General features: G+C 31.5%; 19 protein-coding genes and 1 tRNA gene. 5 read left to right on the top strand and 15 right to left on the bottom strand.

All coding sequences use genetic code 4. The features are described from left to right. Positions 1–91 precede the first annotated feature (91 nt). From A6V39_RS03055 to A6V39_RS03025, 7 genes are all read right to left on the bottom strand, one after another. The gene (locus tag A6V39_RS03055) at positions 92–910 is read right to left on the bottom strand and encodes a DUF31 family putative serine protease (RefSeq protein ID WP_187150177.1); all 819 of its coding nucleotides are present in this window, start codon (positions 908–910) and stop codon (positions 92–94) included. Further along, positions 903–1,601 carry a DUF31 family putative serine protease gene (locus A6V39_RS03050; RefSeq protein ID WP_187150176.1) on the bottom strand — a complete coding sequence of 233 codons (699 nt, stop codon included), beginning with the start codon at positions 1,599–1,601 and terminating at the stop codon, positions 903–905. The genes A6V39_RS03055 and A6V39_RS03050 overlap by 8 nt, the downstream gene beginning before the upstream one ends. Positions 1,602–1,725: 124 nt before the next feature. Further along, the gene (locus tag A6V39_RS03045) at positions 1,726–1,995 is read right to left on the bottom strand and encodes a hypothetical protein (RefSeq protein ID WP_187150175.1); all 270 of its coding nucleotides are present in this window, start codon (positions 1,993–1,995) and stop codon (positions 1,726–1,728) included. Between the two features lie 337 nt (positions 1,996–2,332). Continuing rightward, a complete protein-coding gene (locus A6V39_RS03040) occupies positions 2,333–3,115 on the bottom strand; it encodes a DUF31 family putative serine protease (protein WP_187150174.1) in 783 nt (260 codons plus the stop codon). Positions 3,116–3,184: 69 nt separating this feature from the next. Beyond that, a complete protein-coding gene (locus A6V39_RS03035) occupies positions 3,185–4,759 on the bottom strand; it encodes an MIP family Ig-specific serine endopeptidase (protein WP_187150173.1) in 1,575 nt (524 codons plus the stop codon). Positions 4,760–4,872: 113 nt separating this feature from the next. After that, a complete protein-coding gene (locus A6V39_RS03030) occupies positions 4,873–5,124 on the bottom strand; it encodes a hypothetical protein (protein WP_187150172.1) in 252 nt (83 codons plus the stop codon). Positions 5,125–5,168: 44 nt separating this feature from the next. Further along, on the bottom strand, positions 5,169–5,432 hold the full coding sequence (locus A6V39_RS03025; protein ID WP_187150171.1) for a hypothetical protein: 264 nt from the start codon (positions 5,430–5,432) through the stop codon (positions 5,169–5,171). On the opposite strand from A6V39_RS03025, the gene A6V39_RS03020 reads away from it, so the two are divergent. Then, a complete protein-coding gene (locus A6V39_RS03020; RefSeq protein WP_187150170.1) occupies positions 5,419–5,658 on the top strand; it encodes a hypothetical protein in 240 nt (79 codons plus the stop codon). The two genes, A6V39_RS03025 and A6V39_RS03020, sit on opposite strands and share 14 nt — an antisense overlap. A 651-nt stretch (positions 5,659–6,309) precedes the next feature. Here the strand turns inward: A6V39_RS03020 and A6V39_RS03015 are convergent. The 3 genes from A6V39_RS03015 to A6V39_RS03005 form a co-directional block, all read right to left on the bottom strand. Then, positions 6,310–6,555 (bottom strand): hypothetical protein, encoded by a 246-nt coding sequence (locus tag A6V39_RS03015; protein WP_187150169.1) that lies wholly within the window; start codon positions 6,553–6,555, stop codon positions 6,310–6,312. Between the two features lie 786 nt (positions 6,556–7,341). Further along, positions 7,342–8,883 carry a sigma-70 family RNA polymerase sigma factor gene (locus A6V39_RS03010; RefSeq protein WP_222702664.1) on the bottom strand — a complete coding sequence of 514 codons (1,542 nt, stop codon included), beginning with the start codon at positions 8,881–8,883 and terminating at the stop codon, positions 7,342–7,344. Further along, on the bottom strand, positions 8,873–10,189 hold the full coding sequence (locus tag A6V39_RS03005; protein ID WP_187150168.1) for a thymidine phosphorylase: 1,317 nt from the start codon (positions 10,187–10,189) through the stop codon (positions 8,873–8,875). Before A6V39_RS03005 ends, A6V39_RS03010 begins: the two co-directional genes overlap by 11 nt. Positions 10,190–10,238: 49 nt before the next feature. Between A6V39_RS03005 and A6V39_RS03000 the strand changes: the two genes are divergently transcribed. The 3 genes from A6V39_RS03000 to guaA all read left to right on the top strand — a co-directional run bounded on the left by A6V39_RS03000 (position 10,239) and on the right by guaA (position 12,797). Then, positions 10,239–10,314 (top strand) — tRNA-Ile (locus A6V39_RS03000). A gap of 7 nt (positions 10,315–10,321) precedes the next feature. After that, positions 10,322–11,269, top strand: a complete 948-nt coding sequence (locus A6V39_RS02995; protein WP_187150167.1) for an NAD(P)/FAD-dependent oxidoreductase — start codon at positions 10,322–10,324, stop codon at positions 11,267–11,269. After that, a complete protein-coding gene (guaA, locus tag A6V39_RS02990; protein WP_187150166.1) occupies positions 11,256–12,797 on the top strand; it encodes a glutamine-hydrolyzing GMP synthase in 1,542 nt (513 codons plus the stop codon). The genes A6V39_RS02995 and guaA overlap by 14 nt, the downstream gene beginning before the upstream one ends. A 2-nt stretch (positions 12,798–12,799) precedes the next feature. Here guaA and A6V39_RS02985 read toward each other — a convergent pair whose 3' ends face one another. Further along, positions 12,800–14,305 carry a TrkH family potassium uptake protein gene (locus A6V39_RS02985; protein WP_187150165.1) on the bottom strand — a complete coding sequence of 502 codons (1,506 nt, stop codon included), beginning with the start codon at positions 14,303–14,305 and terminating at the stop codon, positions 12,800–12,802. An 18-nt stretch (positions 14,306–14,323) separates the two neighbouring features. Here A6V39_RS02985 and A6V39_RS02980 point away from each other — a divergent pair, with 18 nt between their 5' ends. Beyond that, positions 14,324–15,025, top strand: coding sequence for a potassium channel family protein (locus A6V39_RS02980; protein WP_187150164.1), 702 nt, complete (start codon positions 14,324–14,326; stop codon positions 15,023–15,025). On the opposite strand, the gene A6V39_RS02975 is transcribed toward A6V39_RS02980, so the two are convergent. The 4 genes from A6V39_RS02975 to A6V39_RS02960 are packed head-to-tail and all read right to left on the bottom strand — an operon-like array spanning position 15,009 to position 19,541. Continuing rightward, the gene (locus A6V39_RS02975) at positions 15,009–17,045 is read right to left on the bottom strand and encodes a hypothetical protein (RefSeq protein ID WP_187150163.1); all 2,037 of its coding nucleotides are present in this window, start codon (positions 17,043–17,045) and stop codon (positions 15,009–15,011) included. The genes A6V39_RS02980 and A6V39_RS02975 overlap by 17 nt on opposite strands. Before the next feature lie 2 nt (positions 17,046–17,047). After that, a complete protein-coding gene (gene fba / locus A6V39_RS02970) occupies positions 17,048–17,917 on the bottom strand; it encodes a class II fructose-1,6-bisphosphate aldolase (protein WP_187150162.1) in 870 nt (289 codons plus the stop codon). Beyond that, positions 17,917–18,477 (bottom strand): nucleotide exchange factor GrpE, encoded by a 561-nt coding sequence (gene grpE, locus A6V39_RS02965; RefSeq protein WP_187150161.1) that lies wholly within the window; start codon positions 18,475–18,477, stop codon positions 17,917–17,919. The genes fba and grpE overlap by 1 nt, the downstream gene beginning before the upstream one ends. After that, on the bottom strand, positions 18,477–19,541 hold the full coding sequence (locus tag A6V39_RS02960) for a DnaJ domain-containing protein (RefSeq protein WP_187150160.1): 1,065 nt from the start codon (positions 19,539–19,541) through the stop codon (positions 18,477–18,479). Before A6V39_RS02960 ends, grpE begins: the two co-directional genes overlap by 1 nt. Positions 19,542–19,544: the final 3 nt, after the last annotated feature.

Genomic DNA, 19,544 nt, shown 5'->3' with positions numbered 1-19,544 from the left:
ACATTCTGCTAATTTTATTTCTTTTTATTCATATTATCTTTTGCTAATCTTATTAGTAAATAAATAACTATATTCCTTAATAATAATTAATCTAAGAAGTTAATTTTTTCGTAGGCGTTTTCAATCTTCCGCTTCTTCTTAATCAAGTATCCCCATTGTTTCTTCTAACAATATATTCCTCTACTTGCTCTTTGTAAGAACCGATTTGACCTTCGGCCCCTAATATTAAATCGTAAGCAGGAGTCTCAAAATCGTGTCCTTTTACACCAGAACTTCTAAGAGGTTGAGCTAAAGACATACTTCCACTAATTTGTACAAGCATTCCGACTGCGTACCCATCACTATCTACAAACAAACCTCCAGAAGCTCCACCATCTAAACCATTATGATCAAAACCATAAAAATGGCCAAATTCATGGAAATGTTCTCCATGTCATTTAAATTTTGGTGCGTATACCGTTCCCAATACAGAATTTTTCTTAGCGGAAAGAAAACCTCTTCACTTATCTGGTTTATTTGCTTTTTCGTAATCCCAACCATTTCCAGCTAAATGTGAAGCAAATGTTGTTTTTTCATCAAAGTTATTTGTGTGTTTTCATGGATCTTTCCCAGGCACAACAGGATAAGCAAGAATATGATAGTTATCTCTTGCTTTTCATAACTGCTCTTTTGTTGGATATCTTTCTTCTATTGATCTACCAAATTTAATTGGTTCAGTCTTATTTTCAACATTGTATTTATCTGCAAAATTATTTGTGGCTACTCTTGCAGATTGTTCATCATTAAATTCAATCTCTAATACTGAAAAGTCAGCAAAATGATTACGACCTCCCGCTTTTTCGTAATCTTCTTTTATGAATTTAAATGCTGAATAGAATAGCTTGGGTTCTTTCATTTGTTTATTAGCCACCCCCCCCAATATCTGCTCGTCTTCCTGCCTCTCATGTTTTTTCTTGAGAAATATTCATATCAAAATAACCTAAATCGTGAGAAGCTTGGCAATTTCTTCTTACTTCATAATTAGGATCACTAATACTATCAATGTAGGTTTGTTTCTTTTGTCTCGCGGTTTTTGCCCATTCGTGCCTCTTTGGCAATAATTGTCCGTAAGGATTTTCAGAAAAACTAAGTCTTTGAATTACGTGTGAAGCTGTTGCAATGTATCATTTTGTAGGATACTGATTAGGATCTTTAGGAATTTCATAGTCTAATATTCAACCTGTTCCTACAGTACAAGGCAAAAACAATTTGAAAGTATAGTCCTCCAAAGTGCCAAGAACTTTATTTGCAACTTCTCTATTTCTCTCTTTATCTTCTTTTGTATATCCAACTCCTCAATCATAAGATTCGGTTATTTCACCCGTATAATTCACAGGAGAAGGTTCTCAGGTACTACCCAATTGTAAAGATAAAGGATTTGAATCATACGAATTTTGTATTTCTGGATGAGGACCAATTGTATCTACATTAGAAACATCCTTTGTTGGAGCGGATTTTGTAGATTCAACTAAAACACTCTCGCTGCCTGATTGCTTCAAAGCAATAAAGGCTGTTGATACAGTTAAAATGCCAGCTCCTAAAACTTTTAAATTTACAGGCATTCTTGACAAAATCTATTTTTTTATTCTTTTGAAAAATCAGATTTCGCCTTTATTGATGCTTATTTAAAGTGCTTTAATTCCTAGGTTTTGAAGGTATTAATTCTTTTAGTTGCAATCTTCCGCTTTAACTTAATCATCTTTTACCTCCTTTATCAAGAATGTGCTGTTTTACTTGACTAAAATATGATCTCTTTTGCCCTTCAAATCCCCCTAGGATTAAGTTATATCGAGGAGTAACTTTCCCTTCAACTTCTACGTTACCTTCGCTTCTGAATGGTAGAGCTCAAGATTTAATTCCTCCAGTACCATATTCATTTTCGCTAGTTACATTAATAATTCCAACTGCATAGCCATCTGAATCTACAAATATTCCGCCAGAAGAACCTCCTGCCATTGGATGATGATCAAACTCATAATTGTGCCCAAACTCTTCATAAATTTGTCCATTTCATTTAAATGCGGGAGTGTATCTGGTTGTTCCTCAAGGAGAAGTTCTTTTGGCGCTAACAAATCCTCTATAGTCGCTATGCTCCTTTTTTGCTGTTTTTCAATCTCAACTATTTCCTAATAAATGAGATGCAATTGTTGTTTCTTCATCAAAATTTCTTGTTTGTTTTCAATGTTCATTGCCGTTCTTTTTTAAGACAGGATAAGCAAGAATATAGTAATTGTCTTTGGCTTATCAAAGATCCTTTTTTGTCGCATATTTTTTTTCTAATGACCTACCGAATCTAATAGGTTCGGCTTCACCCCCCAATTTTGTATTTTTCAGCAAAACCATTTGTTGCGGTTTTTGCTTCTTCGGAGCTAGTAAATTCAATCTCTAATACTGCAAAATCGGCAAAATGATATTCACCTGCAACCTTCTTGCTTTCTCCTTCTAGGAAATCAATTGCACCAAATTCACTTTGTCTACCTTGCTTTCATGTTTTTTCATTTCCAAAATTCATATCAAAATAACCGGTTTTCTCTATATTTTCACATTTGTCTCTTACTTTTCCTTCATAATTTTTGGCATTTCCTTCTGCGCTTCGATTTCTTAAATAATCTGTATTTGAATACATCAAAGTCTCTCCATAATCATTATTTTTGTTAGAGAATTTAAGTCTTCAAATAACATGCATGTTTGTTGCAATGTATCATTTTGTAGGATATTTTTCTTTATTTTGAAGGATTTGATAGTCTAATATTCAACCAGTACCTACAGTGCAAGGCAAATAAAGCTTAAAGGTATAGTCATCTAAAGTACCATAGATTTTTTCAGCATCTTTTCTATTTTGCTCTTTCTGTTCCTGGGTATATCCAACTCCTCAATCATATTTTCCTTGTGGATTTCCTATAAGAAAAGGAGCTACCTCTCTTGGAATATCAACCGCTCCTTTAATTAAAGTCGGTTCTTGATATGAACTTTCATAAGTAACATCTTTCTCTTTATTTAAATTTTCAGAAATAACTTGACTTTCTTCTGGAAATAATCCTCTAAAACCAAATAAAATTCCAGTTCTCAACTTCATAGCAAATATCGATTTATTCTTTAAAAAACAATAAACTTTTGCCTTTATTGATGCCTGTCTAAGCTGATTTTAAGAAACTGCTTTTGTTGGTTTTCAACCTGCTTTCTCACTCAATCAAGTACTTCTTCCCTGATTAAGAATGTATTCCTCTACTTGTTGTTTGTAAGAGCCTATTTGTCCTTCAACTCCTGAGATTAAATCATACTTAGGTGTCTTAACTCCATTAACTTCTACAGTTCCATTACTTCTAAAAGGTTGTGCTCAAGAACTAGATCCTCCATTACCATTATCTCCATACTTATTACCGCTAGTTCGAACAATCATACCAACTGCAGTCCCTTCTCCATCAACATACATTGCGCCAGATGACCCTGGTGCTAATGGATTTTCTCTAAATTTGTAACGGTGTCCAAATTCGTAATAATATTCGCCATTTCAATTAAATTTTTGTCTACTGCTACCATGATAATATCCTCCACTATCTTTAACATCAACAAATCCTTTGTATCTTTTTGCTTTTTCTTCTGGTCCATACTCCCAGTCAAATAAATGTGAAGCAATTGCTGTATTATTATTGAAATTTGCAGTTGGAACTCATTTATCTGTACCTACCATAATAGGGTAACCAAAAATATAGTAGTTATCCCTTGCTGCTCAAAGATCTTCTTTTTTTTCATATTTTTCTTCTATTGGCTTACCAAGTACATTAATAGCATCTGGTTTATTTTTGTATTTAGATACAAAATCGTTTGTCGCTACTTTTGCAACTGTTGGATCAGTAAATTCAATCTCTAATACTGCAAAATCGGCAAAATGGTTCTTAGGTATTTGGTGATTTGCTGCAACTTCTGGATTTAAGAAATTAAATGCGCCATAGAATAACTTAGGTGCATTTATTTGTTTTTGAACAACGCCACCAACATCGGCTTTTCTTGCTATTCCTGTTCTTCCTTGTGAAATATTAAAGTCAACATAACCAAACTTATCTACTGCTTTACATTTATCCCTTACGGGTCCTGAATAATTCTTGACTTTCTCGTATTCTTCCTTATATTTTGTTCTTAAATGCTCTGTTCATGATTTATCCTTTGTTAATTTTTGTTTGTAAGGATTATCTTCAAAATTAATCCTTCAAATTACGTGTGCATTAGTTGCAATATATCATTTTGTGGGATACTTATTAGGATCTTTAGGAATTTCATAGTCTAATATTCATCCTGTCCCAAATCCACAAGGCATAAAGAACTTAAATGTGAAATCATTTAAAGTTTCATAAATCCTTTCAGCTTCTGCCCTCTTTACCTTTTTCTCTTGTTCTGAATAAGGCTTTAAAAGAAAATCATGTCTATTGTTATTTGACAAATATTTGTACTTTGTAGGCCAAGGTGATCCATTATCTGAATCCCCTAATCCAACTGTTTTACGTGATTCATCTATTATCTCTTCTGATTCTCAAGAAATTTCATCCTCTATTTCATTTGATGGATCTGGCTCAGATGAATAAACATCAGAAGTATTTTCTATTTGCCTTGAATTAGAAGAATCTACTACTAAATCAGCATCTGTAGCTAATTGCTTAAAGGCAAAAATAGCTGTAGATGCCGTTAAAATTAAAGCTCCACCAGTTTTAAAACTTACAGCCATCATTGAAAGTGTTTATTCTTTTATTCTTTAAAAAACAATAAACTTTTGCCTTTATTGATGCCTGTCTAAGTTAATTTACAGTGGTTCTTTCTGTTCGTTGTCACCCCCCCTCTTTAACTTAATAAAGTTCTTCTTCCTTCATTAAGAATGTATTTCACTACTTGTTCTTTGTAAGAACTTGTTTGATCTTCGCCACCTCCCACAACTAAATCGTATTTTGGAGTTTTGATACGATCGTTATTAAGTTCTTCTGATCTTAATTGAACTACTAAAGATCTATCTTTATTTGCGCTTGCCAAACTTTTGACTCCTAAAATATATCCATTTCCATCGATAACCAATCTGCCCGATACACCACAGTTCATATCGAAATTTTTAAGCAAATAAAAATGATCTACACGCTTTAGATTTATTCAATTCCATTTAATAATTTTTCATTTCGATTATCATACTTTGTAGCGCTAACACGTACTTCATATCCTAGGCTATATTTATTATTCTTTAAGTGCTCTTCTTTTTTAGGCAATTCTCTTTCTCAAGGAAAAATGCCAAGAGGTTTCCTAAAGCTTTCTAAATACTTTCCACAAAAATTGCCAGTTGCTTTTTCAGTATAATTTTGATTCTTAAATTTAACTTGAATAACTGCAAAATCTTTGTAATTGTCTTTTCTCATTTTTCCTTCTTTAAGAAATGTCAACAAACAAGAAGAGCTAATAGAAAAATTAAATACGAAAAAACAAGAGCTTGTAAATAAGTTAAATAAAGAGGGTCAAAAGTATGGAGAGCTTTTACAAAAATTAACAAAAAACGTTAAATCCCAATCAAAAATAGAGTGTTTTGAAAAAATTGAGCAATTTCTTAAAGAAACACCTTACGTAAAAATTAAAGAATACCGATAGGAAAAACTAAACTAGCATCTATTTATCTATTCGATATAGGAGGTTTAGCTACTTATTATTTAAGACCGATGAAAATAAAGAACAAATTGAAAAAATATCAAAACTTAATTCGGAATTAAAAGAAACCAAAGAAAGGCTTCAAAAAATGAAAACTAAAATAGTAACCACATTTAAAAAACTTAGTGATGCCTCAATCGATGAAGAAGATTTTTCAAAAAAATGACGTGAATTTATTGATGTTCCTACAATATTTAGATGATGGGTCTCATTCAGATTTGATGATTGCAACAAATATAATAAGTTCACTAAAGTAATCAATAGTCCTTTAAGAAAAACTATTATCTATCGACTTTTCTATATTTAAAGCTTAATTTAATTGTTTTTCTTGCAATTTCCAATTCTACTCAAATCAGGTTTCTCCACCTTTATTAAAAACATACTTCTATACCTGTTATTTGTAAGAGTTTAATTGTCCTGAAACTCCTGCTATTAAATCATATGCATGAGTATCAACCCCATGTGTCCTTTTTTTAGTACCGGCATTTCTAAGTGGTTGTGCTCAACTACTACTGTAGCTACCTTAAACAAGCGCTCCAAGTAAATTGTCATCACCATAAACACATAATCCTCCAGAAACCCCCTCCTAAGGGATTATTTCCAATATGGATAAAAATAGCCAATTTCTTTGTGCTCCTCTCCATATCAAATAAATTTAGGCAACTGTCATCCTCAAGAAGTAATTTTTTTAGTACTACACAATCCCCCTAATCTAGAAGCTACTTTTGTTTGTTCAAATTCACCCTTTCCCTCTACTAGATAAGCCAGAGGGTAGAAATTATCTAGTGAGTTTTGTAACTCAAATCATGATTTATATTTTTCCTCTAAAGGCTTAGCCAATAGATTAATTAGGCGGTTGTCACCGTTGTATTTATCTGTAAAATAGTTAATTGCTTTTCTGGCCGTATCTTCATTAATAAATTCAATCTCTAATACTAAAAAATCAGCAAAATGTTTGCCAACATCTACTTTACTTCGGTCTAAGAAATTAAATGCTGAATAGAATAATTTAAGTTCTTTTGTTTGTTTCCTAACACAGTGCCTTCATTAGCTCTTAATTCTTCTTGAGCAATATTCATATCAAAATAACCATACTTATCTCCTGTATCACAATTGTCACCATTCTTTCTCCTTTAACATATCTTTCGCAATTTTCTTTATGTTTTTCTCTTAAATAATCTGTATTGTGATATGGTATTAATTGATTGTAAGTGTTGTTTTTTTCGAGAAAATCTATATCTTCAAATTACGTGAAAGCTAGTTCCGATATATCATTTGGTAAAACATTTTCTTACTCTGGAATTTGATAGTCAAGTGTTCTGTCTGTTCCATTGGCACAAGTTCTAAAAATTTAAAATTGAATAGATTTCTTGAGTCTCTATTTTATTCTTAGCTCTTTTTCTCTTCATCAATTTTATTTTTCAGTACTACTTACTGGTGCTGGAACCCAAGTTTCTGGAATTTCTTTTGTAGAATTAGTAATTACTTCTTCAATTTCAGTGAATAAACCTTTAAGGATGAATAAAGCAACTCCTATATCAAAGACAAACGTCCCCAGATCTCCAACCCATAAGTAGATGTTGTTTGTTCCAAATATTTTTTTTAATTTTCAATAAATTTATTTAATTAACTACCAATACCAAGAATTGCCTTATATTTCCCATTTTTGGAAGGCTTTTTAAGCTTTCTCAAAGATTGAGATATTTTTTTCTTAACAAAATTTTCTACTTTTGACTTCTCTTTATTCCACTCTTCGGGCTTCATAGTTTTCTGTTTAGAAAGCATATTATTAATAACTAAATTAATAGATTTATTCTTAAGCATTCCTTTATTCTTTGGATTAAGTAATTTCTCACTTACTATTTGTTCAACAGTATATTGACTCTTAAATTTCCCTAATCCATAATGCATATGAATTATTGTTAATTCATCGTCATCTAAAGTTGATTTAAGAAACTCTTGCAATACCATTGATTTATGTGTTTGGGCTGCTACTTCTTCAGGACTTTGTAAATCAGTATCTTGTACAAAGTCTGAAAAATTAGTTGTTTCATTATGTGCAATAGGCTTATCTAAAGAAACTAAATCAATATTTAATTTCTTGATATCGCTAATTTTCTGAACGGTAAATTGAGGATTATATTTTTGCATCTCTTGAGCTAATTGTTCAATAGTAGGCTCTACACCATGCTCTAGTATTAAATCTTTTTCAGCTTTGACATATTTATTAATTATTTCAACCATATGTACTGGAACTCTAATAATTCTTGATTGATCAGCTATAGCTCTGGTAATGGCTTGTCTTATTCATCAAGTGGCATAAGTAGAGAATTTATTACCAAATTTGTAATCAAACTTAGAAATAGACTTCATTAATCCAAATACTCCTTCTTGAACTAAATCTCCTAAATTAAAGCCCCTATTCAAATATTTCTTAGCAATTGAAATAACTAACCTCAAGTTTGAGGTCATTAATTGCTTAGTAGCAAATTCTCTAGTATCTGGATTATCCATAAGTTTTGCTAACTTCTTCTCTTCATCAGAAGTAAGCATTTTTGAAAAATGTAAAGTAGATAAGAAAGATTTGGAAGTATCACTAGCCCCCCTCTCTCTACCATCCATTTTTGAATCCTCTAAACTCTTTCCATCTTGATATTCATAGTGTGCTATTTCTTCCTCTTCTGTAAGCTCTTCAATATTGATATTCTTAAGTGAAAGTTTTTGTGCTATTTCTTCTCACTTTTCATCAGGAATAGGCATGTAGTCTTCAAGAGCCAATATTAGCGACTCTTTCGAAAGCTTAAATCTACCTTTTCTTACGTTGTATGCCTGATTAATTAATGGATCAAGTAACTTAGTTATTGCTGTCTTCGAATCAAACTTAATCCTTTTAGTATTAGCTTCAAAAACAAAACTTTTGATTTCTGCCGCATCCTCAACAAATTTTTGCTTAGTATCCTCTAACTCCTGCTTTATTTCAAGAATTTTCTCATAAACTTTATGGAAATTATCTCCTCTTTTTGCAACCCTTCCCCTTCTCTTAGGGGGCATTACTATCTTAGGTTCTTCAACTTTTGATTTTTTTGTAGCCTTCGGTTTAGGTTTAGGTTTAGGTTTAGGTTTAGGTTTAGGTTTAGGTTTAGGTTTAGTATCCTTACTAGCCTTCATATTGCACAATCAATCTGTTTATTTCATTTGCTACTGAATTAAATTCCATATTTTCAAGCATTTTCTCAACTATTGAATCTTTTATGGGTGAAGAGGAATACATAGTTAATAGCAAATCATCTTTTTTTACATAATCATTAATTTTTTTATGAAATTTAAATCCTGCATGCATATCTATACTTGATTCTACCGAAGTTCTCCCAGCTCCCAGCTCATTTGCTAACCAACCTATAACTTCATTATTTTTAAAATTTAAATATCCCTCACTAGGGGATAACAAATCTTTTTTATGCTTTGGATTAAAGTACTTTCTTGAGATGTAACTATCTATATCTCCTTTTTGTTCTTTAAATCAATTTTCACTAACCTTTAATGCTTCTTTATTTTTCAATATCTCTTCTACTCTTGCTAATGCACTTGCTTTATTATTAAATAGACCGGTAAGTAGGAAGATATCTGTAGCAAAAGTAGTAATAAATTCTTTCAAATCTGAAGCTACTTCTTCCCCAGCTAAAAATTTTTGTGCTTCTAATAATTCAATAGCATTACCTACACAATTTCCCAATGGCTGTTGCATAGAAGTAATATGTACACTTACTTCAAGTCCTGCTAATTTACCAATAGAATACATAAGTGCTGCTAACTCTTGTGCATATTCGAAAGTCTTACAAAAAGCACCACTTCCATACTTAACATCTAAGAATAAATGATCTAAATTTAAAGACAACTTCTTAGACATTATTGAGGAAGCTATTAATGGTACGTTTTCAACTGTAGCTGTTACATCTCTTATTTGATAAAAAATTTTGTCTACAGGAGAAATATTCTTACTTTGAGCAATAATAAATATCTTTGTTTTCTCTAAGATTTTGAAAGCTTCCTCTAAAGGAATATCAGTATCTACAGAAATAGAAGAAAGCTTATCTATTGTTCCGCCAGTAAAACCCAATCCTCTTCCAGCAGACTTAACTACATTAAGTCCTCCGGCGGCTAATATAGGTAACAAAATTAATGAAGTTTTATCACCTATACCTCCAGAAGAGTGCTTATCTACATATATCTCTCCTTCTTTCTTATTTGGCAAAGGCAAAAGAAAATCACCTGACTCAGCCATAGCCAAAGTAAGCCAAGTAGTTTCTTGTGCACTAAGACCATTAATACACACTGCCATTAAAAAAGCAGAAATTTGATAGTTAGGAAGTGTACCATCCGCTACAGATCGCACAAAACTCTTTATCTCCAGTTCAGTAAGAGGTTCATTAATTCGCTTTTTATTTAAAAAAGCTACAATGTTAAAGCCCGACACCCAATATCTAATTTTAATATAAAAATAATATATAGTTTTCTAGTAAGATGGGGCTATAGCTCAATCGGCGGAGCGTACCTCTTATAAGGGTAAGGTTATGGGTTCGAGCCCCGTTAGCCCCACCATTTTTGTATGCAATCGGGGAAAAAGACTCATGAAACATTATTTGATTTATTCATAATAGGAGGAGGTCCTGCCTCCTTAACGGCAGCTATTTATGCTACTAGAGCTTGTTTAAAAACAGCTTTCATAGAGAAGGAATACCCAGGAGGAAAGTTAAATAAAACTCAATCAATTGAAAACTATCCAGGATATTTAGAAAATTTAGGCCCTGATTTAGCTGAGAAAATGCTGAAACAGGCTCTAGATAATGAAGTACAACAATTTTGAGGAGAAGTAATAGATCTTAAGAAAGAAGGGGGGGAATGAAGAGTATATTCAGAAAATAAAGTATATAGATCCAAAACAGTACTCATAGCTTCAGGCATGAAAGAAAGAGTGCTAGATATTCCTAATGTTAAGGAATATTATGGAAAAGGAGTTTCATATTGTGCAATATGTGATGGTAATTTGTACAAAGGAAAAAATGTTGTGGTAGTAGGTGGGGGGAATTCTGCTGTAGAGGAAGCTATTTATTTATCTGATATTACATCTAAAGTTAATTTAGTTCATAGAAGAAATGAATTTAGAGCAGATGCAGTAAGTGTTAAGAAAATGAAAAGTATTAACAACATCATTGTTAATACTCCATATATTCCAACAGAAGTTAAAGTAGAAAATGAAGTAGTAAGGGGTTTAATAATTAAGGGGGAAAATGAGAAATTAATAGAAGGTGATTGTGTTTTTTTTTATGTAGGGTTAATTCCCGAAAGCTCTTTTCTTAGTTCTTTAAATCTCGAAAGAGATGAAGGAGGATTTATTAAAGTAAATGAAAATATGAGAACTTCTGAAGAAGGACTTTATGCTGCGGGAGATATAATTTCTAAAGGCCTTAGACAAGTAGTAACTGCTATTAGTGATGGCGCGACAGCAGCTATAGCCATAAAAAATTATTTAAACTCTTTGGATGAACCCAACTAAGGGAGGTGGTGTCTTAATTATTGATTTTGGTTCTCAATATTCTCAGCTGATTGCAAAGAAAATAAGAGATAATGAGATTTATTCAGAAATAGTAAAGGCAGAATATGAAACAGTTCGAAAAGTAGCTAAAGATTTTCAAGCAATAATACTTTCAGGTAGTCCAGAATCAGTAGAGAATTCCATACACGAAGATTTATTAGATTTAATTTTTACTTTCAAAAAGCCAATGCTTTGCATTTGCTATGGAATGCAATTAGTACACAAAAGGCTTGGAGGTACTATGAATTATGGAGAATATCCAGAATTTGGAAATACTAAAGTAAGTAAAGTTAGTGAACATATTCTTACTGATGGATTACCAATAAATTTCAATGTATGAATGTCTCATAATGATTCCGTAATTGAACCTGCTCCAGACTTTACTTTATTAGCAAAAACAAATAACTCTTGTACTATTACAGCTAATGATAAATTAAATATTTACACTCTTCAATTTCATCCAGAAGTAGAGCACTCTGAATGAGGAGACAGAATTATTAAGAACTTTCTGTTATTAATATGTAGATTAAGTCAGAAATGAAAAATGGGTGAGTTATGTGAAGATAAAGTAGTAGAGATAAGAGAAAAAATAGGTAAAGATAAAGTATTATTGGCTCTTTCTGGTGGGTTAGATTCTTCAGTAGTGGCTAAATTACTTAAAAAAGCGAATCCAGAAAGCGTAATAGGTGTTTTTGTAGATAATGGCTTATTAAGAGATAAACAAAAAGCAATAATAATTGATTACTTTAAAGGAGAATTAAAGAATAATTTTCATGTTATTGACGCAAAAAAAAGATTCTATAATGCCCTTACAGGCATAGAGAATCCAGAAGAGAAAAGGAGAGTAGTAGGAGGGTTATTTCTTGAAATATTTAAAGAGTTTGTTGCTAGTGAGAAAAATATTAAATATTTAGCACAAGGGACAATACTTTCTGACTTAATTGAATCGGGCGAAAAGAGTGCTAATTCTGATGTAATTAAAACACATCACAACACTATTAGTGAATTAAGAAATATATTTGAATTAATTGAACCTCTTTCGCACTTATTTAAAGAAGAAGTAAGAACTTGGGGAGAGAAACTAGAACTTCCAGATTTTATTCTTAAAGAACATCCTTTTCCAGGTCCTGGATATGCCATAAGAATAATGGGAGAGGTAACAGAAGAAAAAATTGAAATAATTAAGAGAGTAGATGCTTTATTTGTTTCAAAACTTAAAAAAGAAGGACTTTATTCAAAAGCTTCACAAGCTTTTGCTGTCTTACTAAATACAAAAAGCGTTGGAGTTAAAGGTGATCGGAGAAGTGTGGGTTATGTAGTAGCTTTAAGATCAATAAATACTACTAATTTCATGACAGTTAATGTAACTGAACTACCATTTGAATTCTTAACTAAAGTAGCCACAGAGATAGTTAATAGTATTCCAGAAATTTCAAGAGTAGTATATGACTTAAGTACTAAGCCACCAAGTACTATTGAATGGGAATAATATTAAATAATCTTTAAATTTTCTGCACAATAACGAATATTTTTTCCTTTTGGTTGGAGATCTGTAAAGGATAGTAAAGAGTTAGATACTCCTAACTGTCCAATAAACATTAAAAAAATAATTACTATTTTTCCAAAGAAATTACATTCCTTAGTTACATTAGCTGTTAACCCTGTAGTACCAAAAGCAGAAGAAGCTTCAAAAGCTACATCCCCTATCTTTAAATTCTTCTTATTTAAAGATAGGAATATTAAGAAAATGCAGCCAATTATTAAGATAGTTGCAACAACAAAAGCTTGACAAGCATCAAAAATTATTTCAGGATCAACAGTCTTATTCCTAATAGTTAAATGATTTTTTCCTTTAATAGTAAATCAAATCTTAGCTAATATTAGGAATATAGTAATAGTTCTTATTCCTCCTCCCGTAGACGCAGGAGAAGTACCTACAAACATAAGAATAGATAATAGTCACTTAGTTTCTTCTGTAACTTGTCCTACATCTAGTGAAGAAAAGCCTGCAGATCTAGCCGAGAATGAAGTGTAAACAATATTTCACATCTTATCTGCATCATTTCAAACAAATTTATCTTTTGCTCTTGTTGCATCGTTAGGATAAATTATGGTACCAGTTGGATAGTCTCTCCCAAAACCTACTTCAAAAAATAAAACTAAGAAAGTTGAAAGAAAAGCTACAAAAAAGTAAGTGCTTAAACAAATAATTGTGAATAGACTTAATTGATGATGTTTTCCTCTTTGTTTATTTTTGTATAGTAAATAAAGATCATAATAAATTGGATATCCAATTCCTCCAATAACAGACTCAATAAGTAATATTACCGAAAGAATATTATTAGCCCCACTTCTGTAGGGCATAATAGAATGCTCACCGAGAATATCAAAACCAGCATTATTAGCTGCAGAAATAGAATGGAATATTCCTGCTCATAAAGATTTAAAAAAATCTCCTTTAAAATTTAGAGTTTCCTTAGCGGTGGCATCTGGAGTGGCACAAAAAAAGAATATAGTAAGTAAGAATGCTCCTATTGCTTCTGTAACTAGTAATACTATTACTCCGGCTTTAAATGACTGTGTTGATTCAACTCTATTGTAACTGCCTCTTTCAAAGTGTAAGAACCACCTACTTTCTGCATTTAAATTACCCCCTTTAGCTATCCAAGATCAAAGACAAATAATCGCAGTAATAAACCCTATCCCCCCTAACTGAATAAGAATTAGTATTACTAATTGTCCAAAAAAAGTAAATTTAGAGGAAGTTGTTTCAGTAGTTAAGCCGGTATTAGTAAAGGCCGAAATAGAAATAAAGAAAGCATCAATAATGTATATTCCATCCTTGTTAGATAAAGCAGGTATTCATAAAAGAATAGCTCCAAAAAAAGCTGTAAAAAGGTAAATTCTTAAAGTTTTTTGATAAATAGTTTTTCCTAGTAAACTTAAAAAAAACTTTTTTGAAGTAAAATAATTTAGGTACTCCTGTATATTATGCATTTAGTCTATTTTTTGTAGTTGAATTCACCCAAGACAGAAAAAGCATATAAAGAATATTGTTTAATTGGACTAAATAAATTCAACTACGAAATTGGATTAGTTTTAGTAAGCGAAGGACACAAAGTAACAGTACTAGATTCTGACCCGAAAGTAATCAATGAACATGGTCCTGAATTCAGCTATGCCATTGTTTGTGATTGTACCAATATCAAAGAATTAGAGGACGTAGGTGTACAATTCTTTGACTATGTAATACTAGGCATAACAAATATGGAAACCTCTGTAATTGCAGCGGCAAACTTGAAAAAGCTTAAAGTAAATAATATTTTATGCAAAGCAAAAACAGAAACCCATAGAAGAATACTTAACATGCTTGGAATAAGCATAACATTCATTCCAGAAGAAGAAATAGCTCTTAAGATAGCTTACAAAGCTATGTATGACTTAAATGTAGAGTTATTTTCTTTTGATAAAGAAATTAAAGATACTTTATTAATTAGATTGCCTGTATTAAATAGGACTTTATGGACTAGGAAGGTGAGTGAAATATCTTTCTTAAGAACTATTTCAGTTACTTTAATAAGTATTAAAAAAAAGAATGGACATGTTATTATTCCTGTTAGGGGAGAACATATAATAGATGTTGGAGATATAGTCTATTTGATATGCAAAAAAGATAATATTAAGGCAGTTAAAGAATTTTTTAGGAGCCAAGATTAAATACATTTCCATAAATTAAATAATCTTTCATGTTGTTGTTGTTGTTGTAATCATGTGTTCCATTTACTTTTTTCTTTTTCAAACTATCACCTAAAGAAGGCCTTGAAAGTTTATTATTCGAATTAAATAAATCATATCTTCAAGGAGAAATAAATAACATAACTTTACCTACTGCTTTTGTATCTAATCCAATTGGATTAGTTCAAGCATGTCTTCCTTCATACATGCCAACCATAATATTTTGATCACTATCTTGATCTTTCATTAAAGCCATTATTCCTTTGGCTTGAGATAGTCCTAAATTAGGAATATTTACTTGATGAGAAATATTTACATAGGTGCTTCCTCCTGCTTGAAAAGTTTCGAGTGGTGTAGTAGTGTCAATTTCTTTAATTTCTTTGTTTAATTTATGTACTTTATCGTGAATATTTTGAATTGGGAAATAACCATATTGAACAGATAATTCTTTTCATTCAGCCATTCCTTTTGGATCGGCTTCCAAAAACCTTTTGGTTGCATCGGACTTTCTTCTATGAGTATCATTGTATGTATTAACAAAATCTCTTCTGGCAGTAGGATTCCTTTTTTTAAAACCATCAAAAATTACTGTTCTTTTTTTAGGAAATTTCTTTTTTGTATTTTTGTTCTGTACATAGTAATCTACATACAAGAAGCCATACTCATCATTAGGAAAATATTCAAAATCAGTAGCAACATATTTATCCTGTGAACTTTGTGAACTACTATTTTTTAAAACTAATTCAAGACAGTCTCCTAGACTATTTGAAGTTGCTTTATGTTTTTTCTTAATATCACTAGGAACTATTTGGATTAAAGCATCATTATTTGCATTTAAACTATAGCTACTAGATGTGCTGTTGCATTGGCCATTATTTACTCCATTTTTTGCTTTTGCTTTTGCTTCAACTAATAAATTATCTACTTCATGCTGATCTCTTTCAGTTTGACTCATAACTGATCATCCTGCTAAGTAAAGTGGTTCTGTCTTTCCATCTCTAATAGACATACTATTTCTTGGAATTTTTGTTATTTTTCCTTCTTTCTTGAAAAGATCTCTTAAATAATCCCTAAATAAACCCCTAATATCTTTCATTTGGACTTTCAATTGCAACACTGCAAAATCAGCCGCAAATTTGTAGCTTGTTCCAAATCAATTAGTTCGCATCTCTGATTGAAAATCTGAATCGTCCTTGGTATTGGTATGAACATCTCTTAAAACATTATTAATTCCTTCGCGGCTATTAAGAGCTATATTTATTAATTTCTTATTAACCTTAAGATCTACAGCGGCATAAACTAACCCTACATTCTTGTTTTCTATTTTTACAAAATGTGGCTTATTAAGTTGAAATTCCTGCTTAGATAAATAATCTTCCTTTATTGAATATAGATTTTCTTGTTGTTTAACTCCTGTTTTTTCATTATCTTCTGGATAAGGGTGTGAAAAATAAAATTCATATTGTTCATTGTTACTATTAATCACTTCTTTTGGACAAGTGCCATTTCCTCCATTTCCTGAGTGCTTATCTAGAGTTATTACTTTAGTGCAATCATTTACCTTATCTCATTCATTAAGTCCTTTGAATACCTTTGAAACAAAAGAGAATGAAGTTCCTACAAGAAGTATTATTTCTTCTCCTGGTTGATAGTATTTAGGTGTATATGTGTATCTACTTGGATCGTCCTTTCCCAAATGAGGAGGATACATAATATTGATCAAAAAAGCATTTCCAAATACCTCGTCATCATTTACTCCATTCTTTTTCTTTCAAAGCAAACTGAAGGAATTATTAAAAAAATAATTCTTTATTCCTGTGCTATCCTCCTCAATAGAACTTTTGTATACAAAGTCTTCATTTTCTAATTTATTAAATAAGTTAGGATCTTGAAAAAAACTAGAATCTAATACTGTGGTATCTAAAGAATTAGAGAAGCAATAAAATGGTAAACCGACTACAGAAGTAAAGATCGAGACAGGTACTCAAGACTTATAGTACACATTTAGGCTTTACCTACAGACCCAAACATTGTTAATTTATCTGTAATAACTTGACAAATAGCATCAAAACCATATTTAAACAATTTTCTAGGATCAAAACCTTTTTTAGACATATCTAAATCTTTTTGTTCTTCAATATATTTTCTAGTTGCTGAAGCAAAAGCTAATTGTAATTCAGTGTTCACATTAATTTTTGAGATACCTAAAGAAATAGCTTTCTTAATTTGATCTTCAGGAATTCCAGTACCACCATGTAGCACAAGAGGTTTACTTACTGCTTTTGAAATTTCTGACAATAACTCAAAATTAAGGCCTTTTCAGTTGGTTGGATAAGGACCATGTATATTACCAATGCCTGCAGCTAACATTGATAAATCAAGAGACCCCATTCTCACACATTCATCAACACTAGCATTTTCACCAGCACCCACTACACCATCTTCTTCGCCACCAATAGTTCCTACTTCCAATTCAACAGAAATACCCTTAGAGTTCGCTAAATCAACAATTTCTTTTGATTTAGCAAAATTCTCCTCAATAGGAAAATGGGAACCATCAAACATTACTGAACTAAATCCAGCTTCAATAGCTTTCTTACATCCCTCATAACTACCGTGGTCTAAGTGAAGTATTACAGGAACTTCAATATTTAAATCTTTAATCATAGCTTTAACTAAAGAAGCCACTACATTAAAGCCACCCATATATTTAATAGCCCCTTCAGAAGCTCCAATAATTACAGGAGATTTAAGAGACTGAGTAGTTAATAAAATAGCTTTAGTTCACTCAAGATTATTAGTATTTATTTGTGCAACAGCATATCCTTCTTTGTATGCCTTAAGAAGAATTTCTCTTGCGCTTACTAATGCCACTAATCTAATTTACCTACCTTAACGGAGGACAATTTAATAACTCTTTCATTTAATTTATAACCTTTTGAGAAAACCTGCAACACTTTATTTTCCAATTCTTCACTGTCAACCTTCTCCACCATTGTAGCTTCCATGCATGATGAATCAAATTCATCATATTTCTTAGGACTAAATTTAGAGATATTTAAATCACTTAGCAATGTTTCAAATTGAGAACTAAACATTTTAAAACCAGCTAAATATGCTGCTATTTCTGGGGCAGTAGCCATATCTATAGCAGTTTCAAAATTTGAAATAATTCCTACTAATTCAGAAAATTGTCTCTCGTACAAATAATCCTTAGCATTCTCTAGCTCTCTTTTAAATTTAAGCTTTAATTCCTCTTCTTTCTTGAGTATTATTTGCTCAGCTTCTTTGGATTTCTTATCAATAAAATCCATAATTTTTTGATTACTCTCTTTTTCCAGAGTAGCAATCTGTTCTTGTAACTCCTTTATTTGCTCTCTTAACTCCTCCTCTACTCTTTCTTCTTTTTCTATTTGTTTCCCTTCTTCTGTCATTAACTTATTATTTTTTTAGCTTTTGCAATTCATTTAGTTGTCTCTGAAGTCTCCTGTCCACTTAAAGATTTTAATATTTCCTTTTGTTCCTTAGTTAATTTTGGATAAGTAGTAAATTTAACTTCTCCAATTAAATCACCACTATTTCGATTAACAGTTATTCCTTCTCCTCTTAATTTAAGTTTATCGCCTGAATTAGTTCCTTCGGGGATCTTAATTGTTTTAATTCCTTTTGGAGTAGGTATTTCTGCTACTCCTCCAAATATAGCTGTGAAAGGATTAATATATATTCTTGTATATATATTTAAATCATCCGCTTTCTTTCTCTCAAAAATCTCAGACTCTTCCACTTTAATTTTCAAAGAAATCTTTACGTCTACTAAACCTGATTTATCTCAGAAAGACAATACTTGTTTATCAAAAATACCAGCGGGAATTGGAACAGTAACTGTTTTCTTTTGACTCTTGTAACCCTCCCCTTTACACTCCTTACATTTCTTAGAAATTACTTTACCATGCCCTTCACACTGGGAACAAGGTCTAGTACTATCAAATATTCCAAATAATGACTGTTTTCTTACTCTTTCTTGACCAGTACCTCTACATGCACCACAAACAACTACATATTTAGCATCTCCTAAGAAAGCTTTATTGCCTTTACACACTTCACATTTCTGTTTAGAAAAATAATCATATTTACGACTAGTACCTCTTACAGAATCTAAGAAAGAAATAGTTACTTTATCAGAATAGTGCTCATATTGTCTTTGATTGTGCATTCCTCCAAAAAAATCATTAAAAAATTCTGTGAAGTCTCCGCCTCCCGAAAAAGGATTCCCTTGCATTTGTTCATCAGCGCTCCCATAAGTGTCATAGTTCTGTCTCTTCTGAGCATCACTCAACACTTCATAAGCCTCATTAATATCTTTAAATTTATCTTCTGCTTCTGGAGATTTATTAACGTCTGGGTGATATTTCTTAGCTAGACTCCTATATGCCTTTTTTATTTCTGATTCTGTAGCATCATGGGAAACGCCTAATATCTGATAGTAATCTTTAGCCATCTA

Source organism: Candidatus Mycoplasma haematobovis, from assembly GCF_001645765.1.
Classification (GTDB): domain Bacteria; phylum Bacillota_I; class Bacilli_A; order Mycoplasmatales; family Mycoplasmoidaceae; genus Eperythrozoon_B; species Eperythrozoon_B haematobovis.
This window is presented reverse-complemented; position numbering and strand designations above follow the sequence as displayed.